Origin of the sequence: Vulcaniibacterium gelatinicum, from assembly GCF_008033445.1 — a bacterium.
Classification (GTDB): Bacteria; Pseudomonadota; Gammaproteobacteria; order Xanthomonadales; family Xanthomonadaceae; genus Vulcaniibacterium_B; species Vulcaniibacterium_B gelatinicum.
This window is the reverse complement of the sequence record NZ_VNKO01000006.1, coordinates 122,793-145,884: the sequence shown is the minus strand read 5'-3', so window position 1 is coordinate 145,884 and position 23,092 is coordinate 122,793. Positions and strand designations below refer to the sequence as shown.

Here is a 23,092-nt window from a genome sequence, read left to right as displayed (position 1 = left end):
TCACTCCTCCGAGACGAGGGCCAGCCGGAACGTGGGCTTGCCGGGCTTGACGGTGCGGGCGGCCTCGAACCCGGCGCGCAGTGCCGGCGGCCAGTTGGAGAAGCGCGATTCCGAGACGGAGTACTCGACGTCCAGGTAGTCCTCGACCTTCTCGCCGGCGGCGGCGATGCGCCGGGCGATGGCGGCCAGTTGCGCCTGGTCCCAGGACACGCGCTTCGGGACATCGACCGTCACGCGAAGCAGCCCGTCCTTCAGGTGCACGACGCCGAAGTCCTTGCCGGCCTCGAGGCGGGCAGCACGGGCCTGCTCGCCGTAGGCGGCCTCCAGCGCGGCGTCGAACTTCGCGCGGGCCTGCTTGAGCCAGGCGAGCGCTTCGTCGAGGTTGCGGCTGATCTCCGCCTTCTGGGCAGGCGGCAGCGCGGCCAGCTGGCCGACGGACATCGCGGCGATGTCGGCGGGGTAGAGGGTGAGGTCGCTCATGGCCGCCGCCTCACTGGTATGCCCGTGCGAAGGTCGAGTAGCGCGAGACGCGCCGCTCGAAGGCCTCGACGTCACTGATCAGGTAGGTGACGCGCGAGCCGAGCTTGCAGAAGACCGGGCCGAGTTGTTCCTGGCGCCAACGGCGCAGGGTGTGGACGGACAACCGCCAGCGAGCGGCGAGTTCGAACTCGTTCAGAGCGATGGGGGTCGCATCCGGTGCCGATGCCGGGCGGGCGTCCCGGCCGGATTGAACAGGTGCAGCGAGGATTTGCATGGCGAGGCTCCTTGTGTTTGGGAGCCTCTATTCCATGGGCCGGGGCTTTGGGCTTGGGCGCGAGTCTTTTAGGCGATGGCGCCGATGGGCCGCCCCCGCCCGGCCGGTAGTCGCTCGCCTAAGTCATTGATGCAACAGAATATCCGCTGCACATTACGTTTATTGCGATTTCGTTTGTTTCGGTTATACTGCCCCTTGCTGCGAATCACCCCCTGCCTGGAGAGCCCCATGACGACCCCCACCATCCCCAAGGCGCTGCCCTCGGCCGAGGACGTCGCGCTCGCCCGGGAGTCCGGGCGCGTGCTCTCGACGGTGCTGCAAACGCGCGCCGAGACCCAGCAGATCGACTTCCACGACGACAAGGGCGCGGTGCGCTCAGTGACGCTGCCGACCACGGCGCTGCGGTTGCTGCTGGACGTGCTGACCGAGATCGGCCAGGGCAATGCCGTCACCGTCATCCCGATCCACGCCGAGCTGACCACGCAGGAAGCGGCGGACCTGCTCAACGTCTCGCGGCCCTTCCTCGTGCAGTTGCTGGAAAAAGGCGAGATCCCGTTCCACAAGATCGGCACGCATCGTCGGGTGCGTTACCAGGACGTGATCGCCTACAAGCACCGGATCGATGCCGAGCGCCGCAAGGCCCTCGACGAACTGGCCGCGCAGGCCCAGGAACTCGGCATGGGGTACTGAGCGGATGAGCTCGCACTTCACCGTCGTCTACGACGCCTGCGTGCTCTATCCCGCGCCCCTGCGCGATCTGTTGATGCATCTGGCGCTGTCGGACCTGTACCGGGCGCGCTGGAGCGACAGGATTCACGACGAGTGGATGCGCAACGTGCTGGCCAGCCGTCCCGATCTGACTGCCGAGCAACTCGAGCGCACGCGGCGGCTGATGAACGCCCACGTCCGCGACTGCCTGGTCACCGGCTTCGAGTACCTGATTCCCTCGATCGAGTTGCCCGACCCCAGCGACCGCCATGTGGTGGCGGCCGCCATCCACGCCGGCGCCAGCCTCATCGTGACCTTCAACCTCAAGGACTTCCCGCCCGAGGCGCTCAAGCCCTACAACCTCGCGGCGCAGCATCCGGACGACTTCATCGTCGATCTGCTGGATCTGCACCCGGCCGGCGTGCTCGAAGCAGTCGCCCGCCACCGCCGCAGTCTGAAGAACCCGCCCAAGTCGGCGGACGACTACCTGGACACCCTGCTGGCGCAGGGGCTGACGCAATCGGTGGCGGTGATGCGCCCATGGGTCATGGCCATGTGAGGCACCGCGCTGTATCGGAGGGAGCATGGGCAAGAAGACCCTGACCAACGCACACTGTCTGCTGGAGCTGGTCGAGCGCGTGCCGGCATCAGTCCTCAAGCTGTTCGCCGGCCTGCCCGAGTGCCTGGGACTGCAGCGCGGGTTTGATTGGACGCAGCCCGACGAGGGGCTGAGCGCTGCCCTCATCGAGCACATCAAGCACCTGCGCAAGGAGCAGCGCGATCCGGCCGAGCGCGAAGCTTTGCGGGTGCTGCGCCTGAGCACCGTGCGCGGGGCCGCCATCCTCGCCACCGTCGCCGAGCAGCTCTACGACGAGGACCTGCTCGCACGGTTTCGTGCGCAAGAAGGCGGCGAGGTCGGTCGCGCGGTGTGGATGCGAACGCACAGCGAGGCCTCGATCAAGCTCTTCGACACTGCCGAGTCCATCGTCAACACCCAGGACCTGAAGGGGCTCAAACGCCTGCACGACGCGTTCGACGTGCCTGGCGAGGCGCCGCCCTTCCTGTGGAACGATGCGGTCAAGGACCGGCTGGAAGCGCAACTCACCGAGGCGATGCGGCTGGCCGAGCCCTGCGAGGTCATCCACGTGGCCATGGAGGAGCCGAACCGGCAAGGCCAGACCCAGGCGACACACTACCTCGTGGTGCGTTTCGCCGGCGATCAGGTGGCCGCGGTGGAGATGCGCAACCGCCAGCGCAAGAGCTTCTTCTACTTCCCGGCGCGCGACGCCACCCTCATCTACGCGCCTCATCGTGGGCTCGTCGAAGTCTTTGCCCCGACGCTGGGCACCCGTGCGCCGCTGGCCAACGTGCTGTCCCGTCACGGCTTCAAAGCCCCCTTGTCGAACCGTCCGCTGGACCGCTCGCGCTACGACCTGTCGCGCTTTGCGCGGCCACTGAAGGACACCAAGCCGCGCATCGACGGGGGTCGCATCGAGCGGCTGTATCTGACCGAAGCCAAGGCTTTGCTTGGGCATGCCACGGACGCCGTCACGCTGCACATCGACAGCGGCGCAGAACTGCACGAGGTGATCGACGAGCGCTGGGGCAACCACCCCTTCGCGCAGCCTGGTGCCTTGCTCGGTGTGACCCTGGTGGCCGAACTGGTGTTCGAGGGGGAGACGGCGGCCACCCCGCTGGCCATCGTGCTGGCCGAGCCCGGTCGCTGCAGCCTGGCTGGCGAGAAAGACCAACGCCTGCGCCGCGCCGGGATGCAACTGCTCGAGGCCCTGGGGGTGCGCAAACCGCTGCACCCGGGCTGCGGACGGGACGATCCGAGCCTGATCGCGCAGGTCGCCCGGCTTCTGGAGAGCGCCAGCAGCCCGATGGACGGCTTCGCACTGCATAAGCTCGGCATCGACATCGAGCGGCTGCAGGACGAAGGCATCCTCATCGAAGGCGAGCGCATCGCCGAGCTGTCGGTCCCCGTCGACGAAGGCGAGCCGATGAAGGTGGTGCTCGAACGCTGCGCCAATGCCGACACCGTGCGCTACCGCGATCCCCTGACAGGCAAGGACGTGGTCCTGCCGGCCCGTCTCGCCCGGCGCTGGAAGGTGCACCTGGACTGGTTGCGCGAGGAGTTGATCACGGCGCTGGGATCGGCCTTGAAAGGACCCCGCAGTCGGCACTTCGACGACGAGCCGGTGTTCCTTGGCGAGATCGACATCGACGGCCATGCCGTGGCGCTGTACTTCGCCTCCAGGATGTCCCACGAGCGCGCGTACGCGAAAGTCGACGCTGCGCTGAGGCTTCGTCCGCGCCCGGTGGCGGGCGTGGTGTTGACGACGACCTCGACGCCGCTGCCATTCGCCGGCACCAATGTCGTCATTCCCATCGAGGATGTGCTCGCCGATGCGGGCACCGGCAGCGCCATCGACCTGGACCGGCTGAAGGTGGCCTATCGCCACGGGCAACTGGCGGCCATGGGCGGGTCGACGGTGACGCTCAAGGTCGCCCCCGATGGTCACGCGGCGACGCTGTACCTTCCGGGCAAGGCGCCGTGGCGGGTCACGGGCAAAGCAAGGATCGCCGTCTTGCAGCGGCTGGTGGAGGCCTGGGCCGCAGGAACGCCCCACGTCAACACGAAGGCGCTGATGGCCGGCACGGGCTGCACGTCTCCGGCCAACCTCTTCACCGGCAAGCACTCGCCCTGGCGCGACTATCTCGAAAGGGTCCCAGGCACGCGGGCGTGGCAGCTGAAGCTGACCCCACTCGATCGAGTGATCGTCGATGACAGCGACACGCGCAGCGCTGCGATCGAAGCAGTCACCGAAGACGTCTGACCGCCGTTGAGGCGTCAGCGCGCCGCGCCGATTGATCGGCGTTGCGATCCGCTTCGGAAATCTGCGCACATCATCCCTGGCGGTTTCGATTCCCTGGAGCCGTCATGAGAAACCTCGAACTTGCATCTCCGGCAGAGATGAGCGCCAGCGCCCGTGCTGGCGAAATCACCACCATCCTTGCGGCCGCCATCGTCCGTACCCTCGGGTCTTCCGGGCTGGAACAGAGCGCGGTTCGCCTTGGCTTCTTGCCCGACCAGCGCGTTCATACAACCCCCTCTCAACAGGAGAAGTTGTGATGAACGAGAAACAAGCTTCCGTCGCGGCGCGGATCGCCGAGCTGAGTCACCTGCCGATGGCCGAACTCTGGGTGCTCTGGGATCGGTACTTCGAGCGGCGCCCGGAGTTTCCGAACCGCACCCATGTCGAATCCCGTATCGCCTACAAGCTGCAGGAAGAAGCCTTCGGCGGACTCGCACCCGAAACGCGCCAGCGCCTTGAGGCCATCGGCGCGAAGCACTCCAAGATCAAACTGCGCGCGCGCCCGCGTAAGTTCGACTTCGCACCGGGCACCGTGCTGCTACGCGAATGGGGCGAGCGCGAGCACCGGGTGACGGTTGACGCCGATGGTCACTTCGAATACGAAGGCCGCCGCTTCAAGAGCCTGACCGCCGTGGCGCGGCACATCACCGGCCAGCATTGGAGCGGCCCGCTGTTCTTCGGCCTGAAGGGAGGCGCCTGATGACGGAAATCGCCTCCACCAAGGCGCGCAAGCGCTGTGCGGTCTACTGCCGGGTGTCGTCGGACGAGCGGCTCGACCAGGAGTTCAACTCCATCGATGCGCAAAAGGAAGCCGGGCACGCCTTCATCGCCAGCCAGCGCGCCGAGGGATGGATTCCGGTGGCCGACGACTACGACGACCCCGGCTACTCCGGCGGCAACACCGAGCGCCCGGCCTTGAAGCGCCTGATGGCCGATATCCAGCGCGGGCTGATCGACATCGTGGTGGTCTACAAGATCGACCGCCTGACGAGGAGCCTGGCCGACTTCTCCAAGATGGTCGAGGTGTTCGAGCGCCACGGCGTGTCCTTCGTCTCGGTCACGCAGCAGTTCAACACCACGACCTCGATGGGGCGGCTCACGCTCAACATCCTGCTGTCCTTCGCCCAGTTCGAGCGCGAGGTCACGGGCGAGCGCATCCGCGACAAGATCGCCGCGGCCAAGAAGAAGGGGCTGTGGATGGGCGGCGTGCCCACCATCGGCTACGACGTGGTCAACCGCCAGTTGGTGGTCAACCCCGCCGAGGCGGCGGTGGTGCGCCGCATCTTCGAGGAGATGTTGACCATTGGCTCACCCACGCAGATCGCAGCGCGCCTGACCGCCGAGGGCATCACGACCAAGGCGTGGACGACGCAGGACGGGCGGGTGCGGACCGGCACGCGCATCGACAAGAAGTACATCCACAAGGTGCTGCGCAACCGCATCTACCTCGGGGAGTTGTCGAACCGGGGCCAGTGGTACCCCGGAGTGCACGAGCCGATCATCGAACGCCAGCTGTGGGATCAGGTTCACGCGGTGCTGGCCCGCGACAGCCACGCGCGGTCGGTGGAGACCAAGATCCGCTCGCGCAACGACGCGCTGCTGCGGGGGCTGCTGTACGCGCCGACGGGCGAACGCATGTACCCCACGTACTCGCGCAAGAACGGCCGCAAGTACCAGTACTACGTCTCCAAGTCCGAGAGCCGCTTCGGCGCGCCGGGCAAGAACTACGAGCGCCTGCCCGCCCGCGAGATCGAGGCGGCGGTCGTGGCCCAGATCCGCACCGTGCTGACCAGCCCCGAATCCATCGCCGCCGTCGTGCGTCACATCCAACGCCAGGGCGCACCGATCGACGAGGCCACGGTCGTGATGGCGATGGGGCGCCTCAACGACGTGTGGGATCAGCTCTTCCCGGTCGAGCAGCACCGCATCGTCAATCTGATGATCGAGCGCATCGATCTCGTCCACACCGACGAGATGCAGGGCATCCGGGTGAAGTGGCGCGAACTGGGCTGGGACGCCTTGATCGGCGAGTTCGCGCCCAGGAGCATCGGTGCCGAGTTGCTGGAGGTCGAAGCATGAAGGACGGGACGTTCGAAACCTTCGTGCCGCTGACCCTGCGGCGGCGCGGCGTGCGCCGGCTGGTTCAGCACCAGGCCGAGGACCGGGACGCGCACGACAGCACGCTCATCGAAGGGATGGCACGGGCCTTCCACTGGCAACGGCTGCTGGACAGCGGCGCGATGCCCAGCGGCTCGGCCATCGCGCGTGCCGAAGGGCTGCACCACTCGGTGGTCAACGAGCTGCTGCGCCTGACGCTGCTCGCGCCCGACATCGTCGAGATGCTGATGGCCGGGCGGCAGCCACGCCGGATGAGCCTGATCTGGTTCCAGCGCCACCCGCTGCCGGTGGACTGGGAAGCGCAGCGCGAGATCGTGCGGCGCTTCGAGGAGAAAGCGTGAGCACGAAGCACCGGGGACGCATCGAGGGAGCGCCGGTCACCCAGAAACTGCCGACTCCGGCGGGCGGCGTGAAACTGGAAACCTTCGTGCCTTGGCGGCTGGTGCAGCGCGGCATCCGGCGCGTGGTGATCGCGCCGCCTGGCGCACCGAAGGCGGTGGAGGTGCATTCGACGTGGGCCGGCCCGGCGCGCACCGAGGCCAAGGACACGGCGCTGATGCGTGCGCTCGGGCTGGCGCACCACTGGCAACGGCTGCTCCATGAGGGGCGGGTGGCGTCGGCGACCGAGATCGCCCAGGCCGAGGGGCTGGATGTATCCAAAGTGCATCGCCTGATGCGGCTGACGCTGCTCGCGCCCGAGGTGATCGAGCGGCTGGTCGGATCGCCCGACCTCGCCGTCGAGAAGGTGCTGGGCCGCCCCTGGCCTTACGGCTGGCGCGAGCAGGTGCGGTTGCTTGACTGACGTCACGCCGCCGCAGCCGCCTGCGGGCGGCTTTTTTGCGCTTCGTCGCGCCCGGGTCGCCGCCGCAAGGCAGTTTCTGACTACAACCGGGGGTCTCTAAGTCCTTGTCAGACAAGGAGGTGGCCTCTGGTTCCCACCACGGGCCGCAGAGAAAAACCGAGAACAGAGAGGCCCTGTCGGGGCGGGAACGGCGCTCGGACGGCGTGCGCGTCCGCAAGGCGCCGCCCAGAAACCGCGCCAACACTGGCGTTGCGGGCAAGAAAAAGGGCCAACCGTTCCGGTTGGCCCTTGGGTGTTGGTGGAGGTGGGCGGAGTCGAACCGCCGTCCGAAGGCACTCCATCCCCGGCACTACATGCTTGTCGCTTCGTTGGGTCTCATCCGGCGGCAGCACGAAGCGCAGAGCGCACCGCCGGACCAGCCGGTTTTGGTTTGACCGCGACTGACCGGCAGCCGCCGCGGCGATCCCGTGATGATGACCCTACATCCGCGAGCACGGGCACAAGCGGGTTCGGGGCTAGGCCTTAAGCGGCCAGAGCGTAGACGTCGTCGTTGGCGTCTGTTTTTTTGCCGCTGGATTAACGAGGAAAGCAGCCCCCTCGGCATGCGCCGGGCGATTTCGCAACCCCCGTCGAAGCCAGTGCACCCCCGGGGAAAGTCGTCGTCGCCGACCCGGCCAGTATAGGGCCGGGGCGGGCGGGGACAAGGTGCGGACGGGTGCGGCGCAGGCGCGGTTCAGGCGGCGCCGCACGCTCCGGCGCGGGATGCGGCCACGGCGGGGCAGTGGGTATGCTCCGGGGCGATGACCACGCCCACGCCCCAGGAGGAACCGCGCATCGGCGAACGGGTGCCGCGCAGCCAGGTCGGGTACCTGCTGGCGTGGCTGGTGCTGGCCGGGTCGCTGGCGCTGGTGCTGGTGGCCTGGCGCACCGCGCGCGAGCGCGAGCTGCGCGCTTACGAGTCGGAGTTCCGCGCGTCCTCGCAGGAGGTGGCGGACCTGATCGGGCAGCGGCTGGTGAACTACGAGCTGCTGCTGCGCGGCGGGGTGGCGCTGTTCGCGACCGTGGCGCGGCCGACGCCGACCCAGTGGCGGGCGTTCGTGGAGGGCTTCCAGCTCGAGCGGTTCCCGGGCCTGACCGGGCTCGGTTTCGCGCCGTGGCTGACCCAGGGCGGGCTGATCGTGCTGCAGGAGGAGACGCGCGCGGCCGGCTTCGGCCTGCTCGACGTCTGGCCGCGCGGGGTGCGGCCGCACTACGCGCCGATCCTGTACCTGGAGCCGAGGACGCGCGAGAACCTGCTCGCGCGCGGCTACGACATCCATTCCGATCCCGTGCGCCGCGCGTCGCTGCTGGCGGTGCTGGACAGCGGGCAGCTGCAGCTCAGCGGGCGCGTGCAGCTGGTGCAGGACAGCGGCAAGGCCGTGCCGGGGCTGGTGCTGTATGCGCCGGTGTACCGCGCCGGCGACCTGCCGCGCACGCCGGCGGCGCGGCGGCTGTCCATGCAGGGCTGGCTGTTCGCGCCGTTCCGGGTCGAGGCGATGGTGGCCTCGACGCTGCGGCTGTCGGAGCGCAGCGTGCGCTTCCGCATCCTCGACGTCACCGGCGGGCGGCCGCAGCTGCTGTACGCGGATGCCGGTTTCGCCGAGGCGCAGGCGGCCGGCGACCGGCTGTCGCACACGGTGGAAGCGGAGCACTACGGCCGGCGCTGGCGCTTCGAGTTCGTGCCGGCCACGCCGCCGGCGCAGAGCGAGGGCATGCGCACCCTGCAGGGGCTGCTGGCGATCGGCGTGCTGGCCTCGCTGCTGCTGTTCGGCCTGGCCTGGATGCTGGCCCACACCGAGCAGCGTGCGCTGCGCATCGCCGCGCGCATGACCGAGGCCTACCGCCAGAGCGAGGCCGAGGTACGGGCGCTGAACCGCACCCTGGAGGCGCGGGTGGCGGCGCGCACGCGCGAGCTGAGCGAGGCCAACCGCGAGCTGGAGGCCTTCGCCTACAGCATCTCGCACGACCTGCGCTCGCCGCTGCGCGCGATCGGCGGGTTCAGCAAGGTGCTCGGCGACCGCTACGCCGCGGTGCTGGACGAGACCGGCCGCGACTACCTGGGGCGGGTGGTGCGCGCCGCCGCGCACATGGACGAGCTGATAGACGCGCTGCTGGCGCTGACCCGGATCGGCCGCGGCGAGCTGCGGCGCGAGCCGGTGGACCTGGGCCGGATCGCGGCCGAGATCGTGTCCGAGCTGCGTGCGGCCGAGCCCGAGCACCGGGTGGAGGTGGCGATCGCGCCGGGGCTGCACGCGCACGCAGACGCCGGGCTGGTGCGGGCGCTGCTGCAGAACCTGATCGGCAACGCCTGGAAGTTCACCCGTGGCCGCGAGCCCGCGCGGATCGAGGTCGGGCGCGACCCCGACGGCGCGTTCCACGTGCGCGACAACGGCGTGGGCTTCGATCCGGCCTATGCGGGCAAGCTGTTCCAGCCCTTCCAGCGCCTGCACGGGCGCGAGGAGTTCGCCGGCCACGGCATCGGCCTGGCCACGGTCAAGCGCATCGTCGAGCGCCACGGCGGCACGGTGCAGGCCGAGGGCGCGCCGGGGCAGGGCGCCACGTTCCGCTTCACCCTGCCGGAGGAAGGCAACTGAGCGGGGCGGCGCCGGTCAGGCGTCCTTGTTGTGCCGGCGCAGCAGGCGCTGCTTCTCGCGCTGCCAGTCGCGTTCCTTGCTGGCCGCGCGCTTGTCGTGCAGCTGCTTGCCGCGGGCCAGCGCGATCCCGGCCTTGACCTTGTTGCCCTTCCAGTACAGCGAGACCGGGATCAGGGTGTAGCCGTCGCGCTGCATGCGCCCGATCAGGGTGTCTATCTCGCGCCGGTGCAGCAGCAGCTTGCGGGTGCGGCGCTCCTCGGGCACGACGTGGGTCGAGGCCGTGATCAGCGGGGTGATCTGGGCGTTGAACAGGTACAGCTCGCCGTCGCGAACGACGGCGTAGCTCTCGCCGATGTTGGCCCGGCCGGCGCGGATCGCCTTCAGTTCCCAGCCCTGCAGGGCCAGGCCCGCCTCGAACGTCTGTTCGAGGTGGTACTCGTGGCGGGCGCGCTTGTTCTGCGCGATGGTGCCGCCGCCGTTTGCCTTATCCTTGCCATCTCTCTTGCCCATCGCCGCATTGTCGCCGAAGGCGGCGGCGCGGCCCAGCCCCATGCCGGTCATCCAGCGCAGCGCCCTCGTCGAACACTCCGCCGCGCGCATGTTCGCGCTGGTCAACGACGTCGCGGCCTATCCGCGGCGCTTCGACTGGTGCCGGTCGGCGGAGGTGCTGGAGGCCGACGGCGAGCGGGTGGTGGCGCGCCTGGACCTGGGCCTGGGCAACCTGCGTACCTGGTTCACCACCGAGAACACGCTGGTGCCGCCGCATCACATCGACATGCGCCTGCGCGACGGGCCGTTCCGCAGGCTGGTCGGGCGCTGGCAGTTCCATGCCCTGGACGAGTCGGCCTGCAAGGTCACCCTGACCCTCGATTTCGAAGCCAAGGGCGCGCTGCTCGGCCCGGCGTTCGCGCTCGGCATGCAGGGCCTGGCCGACCGCATGGTCAACGATTTCGTGCGCGCGGCCGACGCCGGGGCGGGCGAATGAAGGTCGAGGTGGTGCTGGCCTGGCCGCGGCGCTTCCAGGCGGTGACGCTGGAGCTGCCGGACGGCGCGACCGTGGCCGAGGCCATCGCCCGCAGCGGCCTGGACACCGCCGGCACGATCGGCGCGGCCGTGCACGGCGTGCGTGCCGCGCCCACGCAACCGCTGCGCGACGGTGACCGGGTGGAGCTGCTGCGCCCGCTACTGGCCGACCCGAAGGAACAGCGCCGGCGCCGCGCCGGCCGCAAATGAGGAGCCCGGCGCGGGGCCGGGCTCGTCAGCGGGAACGAAGGCGGGGCAGCCGGCTCAGCGGCGACCGCCGCGGCGCTTGTCCTTGTCCTTCGGCAGGTTGCCGAAGCGCGCCATCTGCCGGGCCAGCTCGCTGTCCTGTTCGGGGAAATAATCGCCTTCCCAGCGCACCAGGGCGTCGCCCTCGAACCACAGGGTGAGGTTCTTGACCTCGGTACGGCCGGTGCGGCCGGTGCGCTGGCTGGCGGTGTAGTCCCAGCGCTCGTGGTGGAATGGATCGGCGATGGACGGCGAGCCCAGCAGCGCCAGCACCTGGCGCTTGTCCATCCCGGCCTGGAGCTGCTCGACCTGCGACTGCTCGAGCAGGTTGCCCTGGTGGATCGGCTGGCGGTAGAGCACGCCGCATCCGGCGGTGGCGATAGCGACTGCGATGGCGAGCAGGAGTGGGCGCATCGGGACGGTACGGGCGGGTAGGCGGGCGATGATACACTCAAAGCCGGCGCGGGCGCCCTGCGCACCCGCGCGTTCATGCGGGGAAGGCCCGCGGACGAGGACGGGATGGAATCGCAGGATCTTCGCAAGGTCGGGCTCAAGGTCACCCATCCGCGGATGCGGATCCTGGAGCTGCTCGAACAGGCCAAGCCGCGGCACATGACCGCGGAGGACATCTACCGCCAGCTGCTCGAGCACGGCGACGAGATCGGCCTGGCCACCGTGTACCGGGTGCTGACCCAGTTCGAGGCAGCCGGCCTGGTGCTCAAGCACAACTTCGAGGGCGGGCACGCGGTGTACGAGCTCGACCGCGGCGAGCACCACGACCACATGGTGGACGTGGACACCGGCAAGGTGATCGAGTTCCAGAGCCCCGAGATCGAGAAGCTGCAGCGCGAGATCGCGGCCCGGCACGGCTACCAGATCGAGGACCACTCGCTGGTGCTGTACGTGCGCAAGAAGCGCTGAGCCCGGCGCCGTCAATCCACGCCCTGCAGCAGGCGCCGCGCCGCGGCGCGCGCCTCGCGACTGACGTCCACGCCGCCGAGCATGCGCGCCAGTTCCTCGGTGCGCTCGCGCGCGTCCAGCCGCTGCACCGCGCTCTGGGTCACGCCGTCGTGCGCGGCCTTGCTGACCCGGTAGTGGGCGTGGCCGTGCGCGGCCACCTGCGGCAGGTGGGTCACGCACAGCACCTGGCGGGTCTCGCCGAGCGCGCGCAGGCGGCGGCCGACGATGTCGGCCACGGCGCCGCCGATCCCGGTGTCCACCTCGTCGAAGACCATGGTCGGCACCGCGTCCAGGCCCAGCGCGGTGACCTCGATGGCGAGCGAGATGCGCGAGAGTTCGCCGCCGGAGGCGACCTTGCGCAGCGGCCGCGGCGGCTGGCCGGCGTTGGCGCTGACCAGGAACTCCACCCGCTCGGCGCCGAGCGGATCGGGTCGCTCCTCGCCGGTTGGTTCCAGCTGCACTTCGAAGCGCCCGCCGCCCATGCCGAGTTCGGCGATCGCGGCGGTGGTGGCTTCGGCCATGCGCGCGGCGGCTTCGGCGCGGGCCGCGCCCAGGCGTGCGGCGGCCGCGCGCCACCCGGCGACGGCGGCGGCGCGCTCGCGCTCGAGCATGGCCAGGCGTTCGCCGGCGCCGCGCAGCGCGTCCAGTTCGGCAGCCATCGCTTCGCGGGTGGCGGCCAGCCCTTCCACCGGGACCCGGTGCTTGCGGGCCAGGTCGTGCAGGCGGCCCAGGCGGCGGTCGAGGGCGTCGAGCGCGGCCGGGTCGAGGTCGAGGTCGGCGCGAACGCGGTCGAGCAGGGCCGCGGCCTCGTCGAGCTGGATCGCGGCCGCGTCCAGCATGGCGTCGGCCTCGGCCAGGCGCGGTTCGTGTTCGGCCTCGCGGGCGAGCAGGGCGCGCACCTGGCGCAGCTGGCGCGCCAGGGACGGGCCGTCGTCGCCGCCCAGGCGAGCCACGGCCTCGTCGCAGGCCGCGATCAGGCCGGCGGCATGGGCGTGGCGCCGGTGGCTGGCGAGCAGCTCGGCGATCGCGGCCGGATCGAGCGGCTCGGCGTCCAGCTCGCGCAGCTGGTGCTCCAGCCAGGCGATGCGGTCGGAGACATCCCCCTGCTGTGTCAGCCGTTCGCGCTCGCGCTCCAGCGCGGCCCAGGCGCGGGCGGCCTCGCGCACCGCGGCCAGGGCCTCGGCATGGCCGCCGTAGGCGTCGAGCAGAGCCAGCTGGCTGTGCCGGGAGAGCAGGGCCTGGTGCTCGTGCTGGCCGTGGATCTCGACCAGGTGTGCGCTCAGCGCGGCGAGCTGGGACAGGGTGGCCGGGCGGCCGTTGATCCAGGCGCGCGAGCCGCCGTCGGCGCGGAGGGTGCGCCGGAGTTCGCACTGGTCGCCGTCGTCGAGCTCCTGTTCACGCAGCCAGGCCAGGGCTGCCGGCGCGTCGGCCAGGTCGAAACCGGCCGAGAGTTCGGCCCGCTCGGCCCCGTGCCGGACCACGCCGCTGTCCGCGCGCAGCCCGGCGAGCAGGCCCAGCGCGTCCACCAGCAACGATTTGCCGGCGCCGGTCTCGCCCGAGATCACGGTCAGGCCGGGGCCGAATTCCAGTTCAGCGGCGCGGACGACGGCGAAGTCGCGGATCGAGAGGCGGGTCAGCATGGCGCAAGTGTAGCGGCCGCTTGCGCCGCTCCGCCCCCGGTCGTATATCCGCGGCATGGCCCGCACTCCCGCCGTCCCGCAGCTCGACCCGCGCGCCCGCCAGTTGCTGCGCACGCTGATCGCGCGCTACATCCGCGACGGCGAGCCGGTCGGGTCGCAGACCCTGGCGCGGCACGCCGGGCTCGACATCAGCCCGGCCACGATCCGCAACATCCTGGCCGACCTGGAGGAGATCGGCCTGGTGGCCTCGCCGCACACCTCGGCCGGGCGGGTGCCGACCGCGCAGGGCTATCGGGTATTCGTGGACTCGCTGCTGCAGGTGCGGCCGCTGCCGGAAACCGAGGTCGAGCGCCTGCGCCACGAGCTGCCCACCGGCTCGGGCACCCAGGCCCTGCTCGGCAGCGCCTCCGAGCTGCTCTCGGCGATGACCCATTTCGTGGGCGTGGTCAGCGTGCCGCGGCGCGAGCAGTTCGCGTTCCGGCACATTGATTTCGTGCCGCTGGAGGGCCAGCGGGTGCTGGCGATCCTGGTCTTCGCCGACAACGACGTGCAGAACCGGATCCTGCAGACCCGCCGCCAGTACGACGCGGCCGAGCTCGAGCGGGTGGCCAACTACCTGAACCAGCACTTCGCCGGCCGGCCGCTGGCGGAGGTCCGCGCCACCCTGCTGCAGGAGCTGCGCGCCGCGCGCAGCGAGATGGAGGCGCTGCTGGCCAGCACGGTGGAGCTGGCCGAGCAGGCCCTGGCCGGCAGCGACGAGGACGTGGTGGTGGCCGGGCAGAGCCGCCTGCTCGGGGTGCAGGACCTGTCCGACCTCGACCGCCTGCGCGAGCTGTTCGAGGCCTTCGCCCGCAAGCGCGAGATCCTGCAGCTGCTCGAGCGCACCCTGCGCGCGCCCGGCGTGCGCATCTTCATCGGCGAGGAAACCGGCCTGGCGCCGCTCGAGGGCGTCTCGCTGGTCACCGCGCCCTACGCGGCGCAGGGCAGGGTGCTGGGCGTGCTCGGCGTGATCGGCCCCACCCGCATGGCCTACGACCGGGTGATCCCGCTGGTGCAGGCCGCGGCAGAAGTGCTGGGCGAGGCGATCGAGCCGACCCGGTCGTGACCGCCACTTGAAAGCGGGGGCGGCGCCCCTATCCCTTGAGTCTGCGCGGCGCGGGCCGCGAAGGGATCACTGCATGTCCACCGAACCGACCAATGCCGAGACCAGCCTGGCCAGTGAGGCTCCGCGCGAGCCTGAGGCCGCGTCCGAGGGCGGGCTGGCCGAACAGATCGAGCGCTTGAAGGCCGAACTCGACCAGCTGCGCGCCGACGCCCTGCGCGAGCGCGCCGACCTGGACAACCAGCGCAAGCGCATGGCGCGCGAGATCGAACAGGCGCGCAGGTTCGCCAACGAACGCCTGCTGGCCGAGCTGCTGCCGTTGTTCGACAGCATGGAGGCGGGCCTGGCCGCCGCGGCCGAGAACGACCCGCTGCGCGAGGGCATGGAGCTGACCCTGCGCCAGTTGCACCGGATCGCCGAGAACAACGGCCTGGTCGAGATCGCCCCCGCGCCGGGCGACACCTTCGACCCCGAGCGCCACCAGGCCATGAGCATGGTCGAGGCCGAGGGCGTGCCCCCCGGCACCGTGGCTCGCCTGTTCCAGAAGGGCTACGCGCTCAACGAGCGCCTGCTGCGCCCGGCCCTGGTCGTGGTGGCCAAACACGACTGAGCTCGCGCCCGCCCTTGAAGGGCGCGGCGCCAGCCCCAGATAGCCCCCATCGGCGGCCCGCCCGCCAGCCAGCACCGGATTCCAGAGGAACCATCACCATGGGCAAGATCATCGGCATCGACCTCGGCACGACCAACTCGTGCGTGGCGATCATGGAGGGCGGCAAGGCCCGCGTGATCGAGAACAGCGAGGGCGACCGCACCACCCCGTCCATCGTCGCCTTCACCAAGGACGGCGAAGTCCTGGTGGGCGCCCCGGCCAAGCGCCAGGCGGTCACCAACCCCAAGAACACCTTCTATGCCGTCAAGCGCCTGATCGGCCGCAAGTTCACCGACGCCGAGGTGCAGAAGGACATCGGCCTGGTGCCGTACAAGATCGTCGAGCACGCCAACGGCGACGCCTGGGTCGAGACCGCCGAGGGCAAGCGCATGGCCCCGCCGGAGATCTCCGCGCGGGTGCTGGAGAAGATGAAGAAGACCGCCGAGGCCTACCTCGGCGAGCCGGTGACCGAAGCGGTCATCACCGTCCCCGCGTACTTCAACGACAGCCAGCGCCAGGCGACCAAGGACGCCGGCCGCATCGCCGGCCTGGAGGTCAAGCGCATCATCAACGAGCCGACCGCGGCCGCGCTCGCGTACGGCCTCGACAAGAAGGGCACCGGCGACCGCAAGGTGGCGGTGTACGACCTCGGCGGCGGCACCTTCGACATCTCGATCATCGAGATCGCCAACGTGGACGGCGAGATGCAGGTCGAGGTGCTGTCCACCAACGGCGACACCTTCCTCGGCGGCGAGGACTTCGACAAGCGCGTGATCGACTACCTGGTGGAGGAATTCCAGAAGGACCAGGGCATCGACCTGCGCAAGGATCCGCTCGCCCTGCAGCGCCTGAAGGACGCGGCCGAGCGCGCCAAGATCGAGCTGTCCAGCGCGCAGCAGACCGAGGTCAACCTGCCGTACATCACCGCCGACGCCTCCGGCCCGAAGCACCTGAACATCAAGCTCACCCGCGCCAAGCTCGAGGCGCTGGTCGAGGACCTGATCCGGAAGACCATCGAGCCGTGCCGGATCGCGCTCAACGACGCCGGCCTGCGCGCCAGCGACATCAGCGAGGTGATCCTGGTCGGCGGCCAGACCCGCATGCCCAAGGTGCAGCAGGCGGTGGCCGAGTTCTTCGGCCGCGAGCCGCGCAAGGACGTCAACCCCGACGAGGCCGTGGCGCTCGGCGCCGCGATCCAGGGCGGCGTGCTCGCCGGCGACGTCAAGGACGTGCTGCTGCTCGACGTCACCCCGCTCTCGCTCGGCATCGAGACCCTGGGCGGCGTGATGACCAAGATCATCGAGAAGAACACCACGATCCCGACCCGCGCCTCGCAGGTGTTCTCCACGGCCGAGGACAACCAGTCCGCGGTCACCGTGCACGTGCTCCAGGGCGAACGCGAGCAGGCCCGCTACAACAAGTCGCTGGCCCGCTTCGACCTGGCCGGCATCGAGCCCGCGCCGCGCGGCATGCCGCAGATCGAGGTCACCTTCGACATCGACGCCAACGGCATCCTGCACGTGTCGGCCAAGGACAAGAAGACCGGCAAGGAGCAGAAGATCGAGATCAAGGCCGGCTCGGGTCTCTCCGACGAGGAGATCCAGCGCATGATCCAGGACGCCGAGGCGCACCGCGAGGAGGACCGCAAGTTCCACGAGCTGGTGGATGCCCGCAACCGCGCCGACGCCCTGGTGCACACCGCGCGCAGCGCGATCAAGGAGCACGGGCAGAAGGTCCCGGGCGACGTGATCGGCCGCGCCGAGAGCGCCATCGCCGAACTCGAGGCGGCGATGAAGGGCGACGACAAGGCCCAGATCGAGGCCAAGTCGCGTGCCCTGGAGGAGGCCGCGCAGTCGCTGTTCGCCGCCGCGGCGGCCGCCGCCCAGCCGCAGGGCGAGGCCGGCGCGCAGGCCCCGCAGGGCGGGGCGCGCCACGACGACGTGGTGGACGCCGAGTTCACCGAGGTCAAGGACGAGGACAAGAAGTAAGCTGGCCGGCCCTCTCCGCAAGGGGAGGGGTGGAAATGAAGGTTCGGGGTCGTCCTGCGGCCCCGGACCTTCGCGCATGACCGGATCCCGCCCCGGCAGTCCCCGGCGGGGTGGGGAAGAGCCAACGCATGAGCAAGCGCGACTACTACGAAGTCCTGGGGGTTGGCCGCGACGCCAGCGACGAGGAGCTGAAGAAGGCCTACCGCCGCTGCGCGATGAAGTACCACCCGGACCGCAACCCGGGGGACAAGGAGGCGGAGGCCGCGTTCAAGGAGTGCAAGGAGGCCTACGAGGTCCTCTCCGACCCGGCCCGTCGTCGGGTCTACGACATGCACGGCCACGCCGCGTTCGAACACGGCATGGGCGGCGCCGGTGCCGGTCCGGGGCCGGGCTTCGCCGACGTCAACGACCTGTTCGGCGACCTGTTCGGCAGCATCTTCGGCGGTGGCGCGCGCGGCGGTCCGCGTCGCGGCGCCGACATCGGCTACGTGCTCGAGCTCGACCTCGAGGAAGCGGTGGCCGGGGTCGAGAAGCGCATCGAAGTGCCGACCATGGTGTCCTGCCATCACTGCGCCGGTTCCGGCTCGGCCGACGGCAAGCTCGACACCTGCCGCACCTGCCACGGCCGCGGCCAGGTGCGCCTGCAGCGCGGCATCTTCCAGATGCAGCAGACCTGCCCGCACTGCGGCGGACGCGGCAAGACCATTCCCGACCCCTGCAAGCCATGCATGGGCAGTGGCCGGCTGGAGGAGGAGAAGGTCCTTTCGGTCCGGATCCCGGCCGGTGTGGACAACGGCGACCGCATCCGCCTGGCCGGCGAGGGCGAGGCCGGCGCGCCCGGCGCGCCGCCGGGCGACCTGTACGTCGAGATCCGCGTGCGCCCGCACGAGATCTTCGTCCGCGACGGCGACGACCTGCACTGCGAAGTGCCGGTTCGCATCTCCCAGGCCGCGCTCGGCGACGTGATCCGCGTGCCCACCCTCGACGGCGAGGTGGAGCTGCGCATCCCGGCCGAGACCCAGACCGGCAAGGTGTTCCGCCTGCGCGAGAAGGGGGTCAAGTCGGTGCGCAGCCGCGGCCGCGGCGACCTGTATTGCAAGATCGTGGTCGAGACCCCGGTGAACCTCACCGCCGAGCAGCGCGAGCTGCTGGAGAGGTTCGAGGCCACCTTCGTCGGCGAGGGCGCGCGCCGGCACTCGCCCAAGGCGAGCACGTTCCTCGACGGCGTGAAGGGCTTCTGGGAGCGGATGGTGTCCTGACCGGCCGACGGACGTGGCCGGCTTCTGGACGGAGATCACGCTTTGTCCCGGACGGCTGGTTAGGATGGGGCCAGGCATCCCATGGCCGGCCGCATGACTCCGCACGACCCGATTCTTCCGGCAGGAAGCCACGATCCGGGATTGCTGCTTGCATCCCTGCAGCGCACCACCCAGGACCAGGTGGGGGCAGCCCTGGACCTGGTGCTGCGGCGCGCCGACGACTATCTGTTCGACCGCAGCCAGAACGGCGAGGACGTGGAACTGACCGCGCTGCGCGACCTGCGCCGCGCCCGTGCCGGGATCGTGCAGCGCTTCGACCAGGCGCTGGCCGGCGCATTCCGCAAGTTGCAGGGGCCGGCGCTGCCGCGCAGGCACGACCCCACGCCGCTCAGCCTGCTCTCGGAGGAGGGGCTGGAGGAGCAGCTCGCGCACGAACAACTGGTGAACAGCCTTGCGCACGCGCATGCGCCGGCGCTGGAACTGCTCGACAAGCGCCTGGCCGCGCTCACCGGCCGGGTGGCGATGGCGCAGGGCGAGAATCCGGCCGCGCCCGCATTCCTGGGCGAGGCGTTGCACAACGCGCTCGGCGCGGTCGAGTTGCCGACCGGTGTCCGCATCGTCCTGTACAAGTTCTTCGAGCGCGAGCTGGCGACCGCGCTGGCCGGCCTCTACGAGCGCCTCAACGCGACCCTGGCCGCCGCCGGGATCCTGCCGCATGCCATGCCCGAAGTGCAGGCAGGGGCGCCGCCGGCGGAGCACGAGAGCGCACCGGCGCAGGCCGGTACCGGCGCGCGGGAACCGCGGCCACAGGGTCGAGACGAGGCTGGCGCTAGCGACGAGGCCGTGTATTCGGAATTGCTCGACCTGCTGCGGGTCTGGAAGCAGGGCGCGGCAGCCGCGCAGCCCGCGGGCACGCCGCTCGACACGAGGTCGGTGATCTCGGTCCTGTCCCTGCTCCAGCACGAACCACCACCGGGCCTCGAGCACGCGCACGAGGACGACGGGCTCACCCTCGCCGAGCGGCTGCGCCGCGGCGTGCTGGACGGAGCGCGCCGGCTCGGCATCGGCGGCGAGGGCCTGCACCTGTCGAGCCAGGCCGACGACGCCGTGGATCTGGTCGGCATGCTGTTCGACGTGCTGCTGGACGAGCGCCATTTCGAGCCCGGCGTGCGGCGCAAGCTCAATCGGCTGCTGGTGCCGTACGTCAAGGTCGCGATGCAGGACCGGCGCATGTTCCTGTCCCGGGAGCACCCGGCGCGGCGCCTGCTCAACGTCGTCGCCGAGGCCTGCGACGGCAACCACGGCGACGGGCCGCAGGAACGCGAGCTGCTCGACCGGGTGGATGCGGCGATCGACCGCCTGGTCGCCGAGTACAACGAGGACATGGCGATCTTCGAGCTGCTCGAGCAGGAGCTGCGCGCGTTCCTGGACCAGTACCGCAAGCGGATCGAGCTGGCCGAACGTCGCGCGGCCGAGGCGCAGCGCGGACGCGAGCGCCTGGAACAGGCGCGCGAGAGCGCCGCGGTGGACCTGGCGCTCAACCGCGACGCGCGCCATCTGCCGCCCGCGGTGGACGAGTTCGTCGCCCAGTACGCCAGCCACCATCTCACCCAGGTCATCCTGCGCGAGGGCAAGGGTTCGCCGCGCTATGCCGATGCGTTGCGCGCGGTGGTCGGCCTGATGGATGCATGCGAGGACACCGGCTCGGTTCCGGATGCGGACGCCGGGCTGGACCGGCCGGTCCTGCTCGACGTCCTGGCGAGCGCGGGCTGCAGCGGGCCGGGAGCGGAGGAGATGCTCGCGGCGTTGCAGCGCACGCTCGACCTGCTGGCCGCCGGCGACCGCGCCGCGGCCGACGCGGTGTGTCTGCCGGCGCAGGCGATGCCGCAGCCGCAACCGGTGATCGAGCCGGAACTGCGGTTGGTGGCCGACCGCCGTGCCCTGGATTTCGACTCCGACGTGGCCGAGCGCATGCGCGCGCTCGAGGTCGGCACCTGGGTGGACCTGTGCGACGAAGCCGGGTCGGTGGAGCCGGTCAAGGTGTCCTGGATCAGCCCGATCTCCTCGCGCCTGCTGTTCGTCAACCGCCGCGGCCTGCGCGCGCTGGTCGCCTCGCCCGAGGAGCTGGCGGCGATGGTCAAGCTCGGCCGGCTGCGGCTGCGTGAGGCCGACACGCCGTTCGACACCGCCATGCGGCGGATGATGGACCGGATGAAGGCCCGCACCGCCTCCCTGCATGGGGTGAGCACGCCGGCGCGTTCCGGCGGTACCGATGCCTGAGCGGCGCTTGTCCACCGCTGCCGCGACCGGCTAGCCTGCACGGATGCCCGTTCCCGTCCGATTGTTGATCCACGGCGCCAGCGGCCGCATGGGCCAGGCCCTGCTGCGGCTGTGCGGCGAACGCGACGACTGCACGATCGTGGCGGCGGTCTCGCGCCATCCGGCGCAACGGGTGGCCGACGGCGTCCCCTGGTTCGCGGCCGGCGAACTGTCCGGCGTGCCCGAGTTCGACGTGGCGGTGGACTTCAGCCTGCCGGAAGCCTTCGACGGGATCCTGGCCCTGTGCGCGCAGCGCGGCCGGCCGCTGGTGTCCGGCACCACCGGCCTGTCCGACGCCCAGCGCGCCGCCCTGGACGCGGCCGCGACGCGGATCCCGGTGCTGTGGGCATCCAACTTCAGCCTCGGCGTGGCGGTGCTGCACGAGCTGGTGGAGCGCGCGGCCGCGGCGCTGCGCGGCTGGGACTGCGACATCGTGGAGTCGCACCACGTGCACAAGAAGGACGCCCCGTCCGGCACCGCCCTGACCCTGGGCGCGGCAGCGCAGCGGGGTGGGGCGGCGCCGCGCTACGCGAGCCTGCGCGCCGGCGACATCGTCGGCGAGCACCTGGTCCAGTTCACCGGGCCGGGCGAGCGCATCGAGCTGGTCCATCGCGCCGGCAACCGCGACATCTTCGCCCGCGGCGCGCTGCATGCGGCCGTCCGCCTGCACGGCCGCGCGCCGGGCCTGTACCGGGTCCGCGACCTGCTGGACTGAACTCGGCGGCGGATTTCCGGCTGGCGCCCGACCGGCCGCGCCGGTACAATTCCCGCTCGCCTGCCTCACTGACAGCACGGACCGGATTGCCCCCGCGTCCGCGCTTTGCTGCAACCCGCTTCCGGCCGGGTTGCGCGGGCGAGGCTCGCTCCCCTCCCAGCAAGGCGAAGCCCCGTGACCCAACCCGCCATCCTCGCGCTCGAAGACGGCACGATCTTCGAGGGCGTTTCCGTCGGCGCGCCCGGCCTCTCGGTCGGCGAAGTGGTGTTCAACACCGCGATGACCGGCTACCAGGAAATCCTCACCGATCCGTCCTACGCCCGGCAGATCGTCACCCTGACCTATCCGCACATCGGCAACACCGGCTGCACCGACCAGGACGACGAGGCCGGGCAGGTGTGGGCCGCCGGCCTGATCGTGCGCGACGTGCCGCGCCGCCCGAGCAACTGGCGCAGCCAGGTCGCGCTGCCGGAGTGGCTGCGGGCGCGCGGCATCGTCGCCATTGCCGGCATCGACACCCGCAAGCTGACCCGGATGCTGCGCGACGGCGGCGCCCAGAACGGCGCCCTGATGGCCGGCGAGGTGGACGCCGAGCGTGCGCTCGAGGCCGCGCGCAAGTTCCCCGGCCTGAAGGGCATGGACCTGGCCAGGGTGGTCAGCACTTCCCAGCCCTATGCCTGGCGCGAGGGCCGGCTCGACCTCGACCGCGGCGAGTTCGCGCGCGGCGAGGCCAGGTTCCGCGTGGTCGCCTACGACTTCGGCGTCAAGCGCAACATCCTGCGCATGCTCGCCGAGCGCGGCTGCGACCTGACCGTGGTCCCGGCGCAGACGCCGGCGGCCGAGGTCCTGGCGATGGCTCCGGACGGCGTGTTCCTGTCCAACGGCCCCGGCGACCCCGAACCCTGCGACTATGCGATCGCCGCGATCCGCGAGTTCGTCGCGCGCCGGATCCCGACCTTCGGCATCTGCCTCGGCCACCAGCTGCTCGGCCTCGCGGTCGGCGCCAGGACGCTGAAGATGAAGTTCGGCCACCACGGCGCCAACCACCCGGTGATCGACCTCGACACCGGCCGGGTGATGATCACCTCGCAGAACCACGGCTTCGCCGTGGACGAGGCCACGCTGCCGGCCAACGTGCGCGTGACCCACCGTTCGCTGTTCGACGGCTCCAACCAGGGCATCGCCCTGACCGACGCGCCGGCGTTCGGCTTCCAGGGCCACCCGGAGGCGAGCCCCGGCCCGCACGACGTGGCGCCACTGTTCGACCGGTTCGTTGCGCTGATGGAGGCGCGTTGAC

24 protein-coding genes and 1 other RNA gene are annotated in these 23,092 nt (G+C 70.7%); 19 read left to right on the top strand and 6 right to left on the bottom strand.

The window, feature by feature from the left end; translation table 11 throughout:
* Together FPV26_RS05610 and FPV26_RS05605 are read right to left on the bottom strand one after the other, a co-directional pair.
* The gene (locus FPV26_RS05610) at window positions 1-480 is read right to left on the bottom strand and encodes a hypothetical protein (protein ID WP_147652730.1); all 480 of its coding nucleotides are present in this window, start codon (window positions 478-480) and stop codon (window positions 1-3) included.
* A gap of 10 nt (window positions 481-490) precedes the next feature.
* A complete protein-coding gene (locus FPV26_RS05605) occupies window positions 491-754 on the bottom strand; it encodes a MerR family transcriptional regulator (RefSeq protein WP_132765316.1) in 264 nt (87 codons plus the stop codon).
* A gap of 228 nt (window positions 755-982) precedes the next feature.
* Here FPV26_RS05605 and FPV26_RS05600 point away from each other — a divergent pair, with 228 nt between their 5' ends.
* The 8 genes from FPV26_RS05600 (at window position 983) to FPV26_RS05565 (ending at window position 7,261) form a co-directional block, all read left to right on the top strand.
* The gene (locus FPV26_RS05600; RefSeq protein ID WP_132765319.1) at window positions 983-1,444 is read left to right on the top strand and encodes a helix-turn-helix domain-containing protein; all 462 of its coding nucleotides are present in this window, start codon (window positions 983-985) and stop codon (window positions 1,442-1,444) included.
* Between the two features lie 4 nt (window positions 1,445-1,448).
* Window positions 1,449-2,021 carry a PIN domain-containing protein gene (locus FPV26_RS05595; protein ID WP_024890400.1) on the top strand — a complete coding sequence of 191 codons (573 nt, stop codon included), beginning with the start codon at window positions 1,449-1,451 and terminating at the stop codon, window positions 2,019-2,021.
* Window positions 2,022-2,046: 25 nt separating this feature from the next.
* On the top strand, window positions 2,047-4,302 hold the full coding sequence (locus FPV26_RS05590; RefSeq protein WP_147652729.1) for a hypothetical protein: 2,256 nt from the start codon (window positions 2,047-2,049) through the stop codon (window positions 4,300-4,302).
* Window positions 4,303-4,406: 104 nt separating this feature from the next.
* Window positions 4,407-4,598 (top strand): hypothetical protein, encoded by a 192-nt coding sequence (locus FPV26_RS05585; protein WP_024890398.1) that lies wholly within the window; start codon window positions 4,407-4,409, stop codon window positions 4,596-4,598.
* Window positions 4,598-5,041, top strand: coding sequence for a DUF2924 domain-containing protein (locus tag FPV26_RS05580; protein ID WP_019562251.1), 444 nt, complete (start codon window positions 4,598-4,600; stop codon window positions 5,039-5,041). Before FPV26_RS05585 ends, FPV26_RS05580 begins: the two co-directional genes overlap by 1 nt.
* Window positions 5,041-6,420 (top strand): recombinase family protein, encoded by a 1,380-nt coding sequence (locus FPV26_RS05575; RefSeq protein ID WP_147652728.1) that lies wholly within the window; start codon window positions 5,041-5,043, stop codon window positions 6,418-6,420. Before FPV26_RS05580 ends, FPV26_RS05575 begins: the two co-directional genes overlap by 1 nt.
* Window positions 6,417-6,800 (top strand): site-specific recombinase resolvase, encoded by a 384-nt coding sequence (locus FPV26_RS05570; protein ID WP_147652727.1) that lies wholly within the window; start codon window positions 6,417-6,419, stop codon window positions 6,798-6,800. The genes FPV26_RS05575 and FPV26_RS05570 overlap by 4 nt, the downstream gene beginning before the upstream one ends.
* Entirely contained in the window at window positions 6,797-7,261 is a 465-nt protein-coding gene (locus tag FPV26_RS05565; RefSeq protein ID WP_147652726.1) for a hypothetical protein, read from the top strand. Before FPV26_RS05570 ends, FPV26_RS05565 begins: the two co-directional genes overlap by 4 nt.
* A gap of 296 nt (window positions 7,262-7,557) precedes the next feature.
* Here FPV26_RS05565 and ssrA read toward each other — a convergent pair.
* Window positions 7,558-7,909, bottom strand: a transfer-messenger RNA (tmRNA) gene (ssrA, locus tag FPV26_RS05560).
* A gap of 152 nt (window positions 7,910-8,061) precedes the next feature.
* Between ssrA and FPV26_RS05555 the strand changes: the two genes are divergently transcribed.
* On the top strand, window positions 8,062-9,894 hold the full coding sequence (locus FPV26_RS05555; RefSeq protein WP_147652725.1) for a sensor histidine kinase: 1,833 nt from the start codon (window positions 8,062-8,064) through the stop codon (window positions 9,892-9,894).
* 15 nt (window positions 9,895-9,909) lie between these two features.
* Here FPV26_RS05555 and smpB read toward each other — a convergent pair whose 3' ends face one another.
* The gene (gene smpB / locus FPV26_RS05550) at window positions 9,910-10,404 is read right to left on the bottom strand and encodes an SsrA-binding protein SmpB (protein ID WP_147652749.1); all 495 of its coding nucleotides are present in this window, start codon (window positions 10,402-10,404) and stop codon (window positions 9,910-9,912) included.
* Between the two features lie 40 nt (window positions 10,405-10,444).
* Between smpB and FPV26_RS05545 the strand changes: the two genes are divergently transcribed.
* Together FPV26_RS05545 and FPV26_RS05540 are read left to right on the top strand one after the other, a co-directional pair.
* Window positions 10,445-10,879, top strand: a complete 435-nt coding sequence (locus FPV26_RS05545) for a type II toxin-antitoxin system RatA family toxin (RefSeq protein ID WP_147652724.1) — start codon at window positions 10,445-10,447, stop codon at window positions 10,877-10,879.
* Entirely contained in the window at window positions 10,876-11,127 is a 252-nt protein-coding gene (locus FPV26_RS05540) for an RnfH family protein (RefSeq protein ID WP_147652723.1), read from the top strand. Before FPV26_RS05545 ends, FPV26_RS05540 begins: the two co-directional genes overlap by 4 nt.
* A gap of 54 nt (window positions 11,128-11,181) precedes the next feature.
* Here FPV26_RS05540 and FPV26_RS05535 read toward each other — a convergent pair whose 3' ends face one another.
* Complete coding sequence (locus FPV26_RS05535; RefSeq protein WP_147652722.1) at window positions 11,182-11,577, bottom strand: outer membrane protein assembly factor BamE; 396 nt, start codon at window positions 11,575-11,577, stop codon at window positions 11,182-11,184.
* Between the two features lie 105 nt (window positions 11,578-11,682).
* Between FPV26_RS05535 and fur the strand changes: the two genes are divergently transcribed.
* Entirely contained in the window at window positions 11,683-12,084 is a 402-nt protein-coding gene (fur, locus tag FPV26_RS05530; RefSeq protein ID WP_147652721.1) for a ferric iron uptake transcriptional regulator, read from the top strand.
* 11 nt (window positions 12,085-12,095) lie between these two features.
* Here the strand turns inward: fur and recN are convergent, their stop codons facing one another.
* Window positions 12,096-13,763, bottom strand: a complete 1,668-nt coding sequence (gene recN, locus FPV26_RS05525) for a DNA repair protein RecN (RefSeq protein WP_147652720.1) — start codon at window positions 13,761-13,763, stop codon at window positions 12,096-12,098.
* Window positions 13,764-13,818: 55 nt separating this feature from the next.
* On the opposite strand from recN, the gene hrcA reads away from it, so the two are divergent.
* The 7 genes from hrcA to carA all read left to right on the top strand — a co-directional run bounded on the left by hrcA (window position 13,819) and on the right by carA (window position 23,091).
* On the top strand, window positions 13,819-14,868 hold the full coding sequence (gene hrcA, locus FPV26_RS05520; RefSeq protein ID WP_147652719.1) for a heat-inducible transcriptional repressor HrcA: 1,050 nt from the start codon (window positions 13,819-13,821) through the stop codon (window positions 14,866-14,868).
* 73 nt (window positions 14,869-14,941) lie between these two features.
* Window positions 14,942-15,475 carry a nucleotide exchange factor GrpE gene (gene grpE, locus FPV26_RS05515; RefSeq protein WP_147652718.1) on the top strand — a complete coding sequence of 178 codons (534 nt, stop codon included), beginning with the start codon at window positions 14,942-14,944 and terminating at the stop codon, window positions 15,473-15,475.
* A gap of 98 nt (window positions 15,476-15,573) precedes the next feature.
* Window positions 15,574-17,502: a molecular chaperone DnaK gene (gene dnaK / locus FPV26_RS05510; RefSeq protein ID WP_147652717.1), complete on the top strand. Its 1,929-nt coding sequence runs from the start codon at window positions 15,574-15,576 to the stop codon at window positions 17,500-17,502.
* A gap of 128 nt (window positions 17,503-17,630) precedes the next feature.
* A complete protein-coding gene (gene dnaJ / locus FPV26_RS05505) occupies window positions 17,631-18,761 on the top strand; it encodes a molecular chaperone DnaJ (RefSeq protein WP_147652716.1) in 1,131 nt (376 codons plus the stop codon).
* 141 nt (window positions 18,762-18,902) lie between these two features.
* Window positions 18,903-21,041 carry a DUF1631 family protein gene (locus tag FPV26_RS05500; protein WP_181952565.1) on the top strand — a complete coding sequence of 713 codons (2,139 nt, stop codon included), beginning with the start codon at window positions 18,903-18,905 and terminating at the stop codon, window positions 21,039-21,041.
* A gap of 43 nt (window positions 21,042-21,084) precedes the next feature.
* A complete protein-coding gene (dapB, locus tag FPV26_RS05495; RefSeq protein WP_147652714.1) occupies window positions 21,085-21,795 on the top strand; it encodes a 4-hydroxy-tetrahydrodipicolinate reductase in 711 nt (236 codons plus the stop codon).
* A 174-nt stretch (window positions 21,796-21,969) separates the two neighbouring features.
* Window positions 21,970-23,091 (top strand): glutamine-hydrolyzing carbamoyl-phosphate synthase small subunit, encoded by a 1,122-nt coding sequence (carA, locus tag FPV26_RS05490; protein WP_147652713.1) that lies wholly within the window; start codon window positions 21,970-21,972, stop codon window positions 23,089-23,091.
* Window position 23,092: the final 1 nt, after the last annotated feature.

Excerpts from the sequence above, each read along its gene's own strand:
- FPV26_RS05575 (WP_147652728.1), top strand. The coding sequence starts at position 5,041 with ATGACGGAAATCGCCTCCACCAAGGCGCGCAAGCGCTGTGCGGTCTAC.
- FPV26_RS05600 (WP_132765319.1), top strand. The coding sequence starts at position 983 with ATGACGACCCCCACCATCCCCAAGGCGCTGCCCTCGGCCGAGGACGTC.
- FPV26_RS05545 (WP_147652724.1), top strand. The coding sequence starts at position 10,445 with ATGCCGGTCATCCAGCGCAGCGCCCTCGTCGAACACTCCGCCGCGCGC.
- FPV26_RS05570 (WP_147652727.1), top strand. The coding sequence starts at position 6,417 with ATGAAGGACGGGACGTTCGAAACCTTCGTGCCGCTGACCCTGCGGCGG.
- recN (WP_147652720.1), bottom strand. The coding sequence starts at position 13,763 with ATGCTGACCCGCCTCTCGATCCGCGACTTCGCCGTCGTCCGCGCCGCT.
- grpE (WP_147652718.1), top strand. The coding sequence starts at position 14,942 with ATGTCCACCGAACCGACCAATGCCGAGACCAGCCTGGCCAGTGAGGCT.
- hrcA (WP_147652719.1), top strand. The coding sequence starts at position 13,819 with ATGGCCCGCACTCCCGCCGTCCCGCAGCTCGACCCGCGCGCCCGCCAG.
- dapB (WP_147652714.1), top strand. The coding sequence starts at position 21,085 with ATGCCCGTTCCCGTCCGATTGTTGATCCACGGCGCCAGCGGCCGCATG.
- FPV26_RS05580 (WP_019562251.1), top strand. The coding sequence starts at position 4,598 with ATGAACGAGAAACAAGCTTCCGTCGCGGCGCGGATCGCCGAGCTGAGT.
- FPV26_RS05535 (WP_147652722.1), bottom strand. The coding sequence starts at position 11,577 with ATGCGCCCACTCCTGCTCGCCATCGCAGTCGCTATCGCCACCGCCGGA.
- FPV26_RS05610 (WP_147652730.1), bottom strand. The coding sequence starts at position 480 with ATGAGCGACCTCACCCTCTACCCCGCCGACATCGCCGCGATGTCCGTC.
- dnaJ (WP_147652716.1), top strand. The coding sequence starts at position 17,631 with ATGAGCAAGCGCGACTACTACGAAGTCCTGGGGGTTGGCCGCGACGCC.
- FPV26_RS05605 (WP_132765316.1), bottom strand. The coding sequence starts at position 754 with ATGCAAATCCTCGCTGCACCTGTTCAATCCGGCCGGGACGCCCGCCCG.
- fur (WP_147652721.1), top strand. The coding sequence starts at position 11,683 with ATGGAATCGCAGGATCTTCGCAAGGTCGGGCTCAAGGTCACCCATCCG.
- FPV26_RS05590 (WP_147652729.1), top strand. The coding sequence starts at position 2,047 with ATGGGCAAGAAGACCCTGACCAACGCACACTGTCTGCTGGAGCTGGTC.
- dnaK (WP_147652717.1), top strand. The coding sequence starts at position 15,574 with ATGGGCAAGATCATCGGCATCGACCTCGGCACGACCAACTCGTGCGTG.
- FPV26_RS05595 (WP_024890400.1), top strand. The coding sequence starts at position 1,449 with ATGAGCTCGCACTTCACCGTCGTCTACGACGCCTGCGTGCTCTATCCC.
- FPV26_RS05585 (WP_024890398.1), top strand. The coding sequence starts at position 4,407 with ATGAGAAACCTCGAACTTGCATCTCCGGCAGAGATGAGCGCCAGCGCC.
- smpB (WP_147652749.1), bottom strand. The coding sequence starts at position 10,404 with ATGGGCAAGAGAGATGGCAAGGATAAGGCAAACGGCGGCGGCACCATC.
- FPV26_RS05555 (WP_147652725.1), top strand. The coding sequence starts at position 8,062 with ATGACCACGCCCACGCCCCAGGAGGAACCGCGCATCGGCGAACGGGTG.
- FPV26_RS05540 (WP_147652723.1), top strand. The coding sequence starts at position 10,876 with ATGAAGGTCGAGGTGGTGCTGGCCTGGCCGCGGCGCTTCCAGGCGGTG.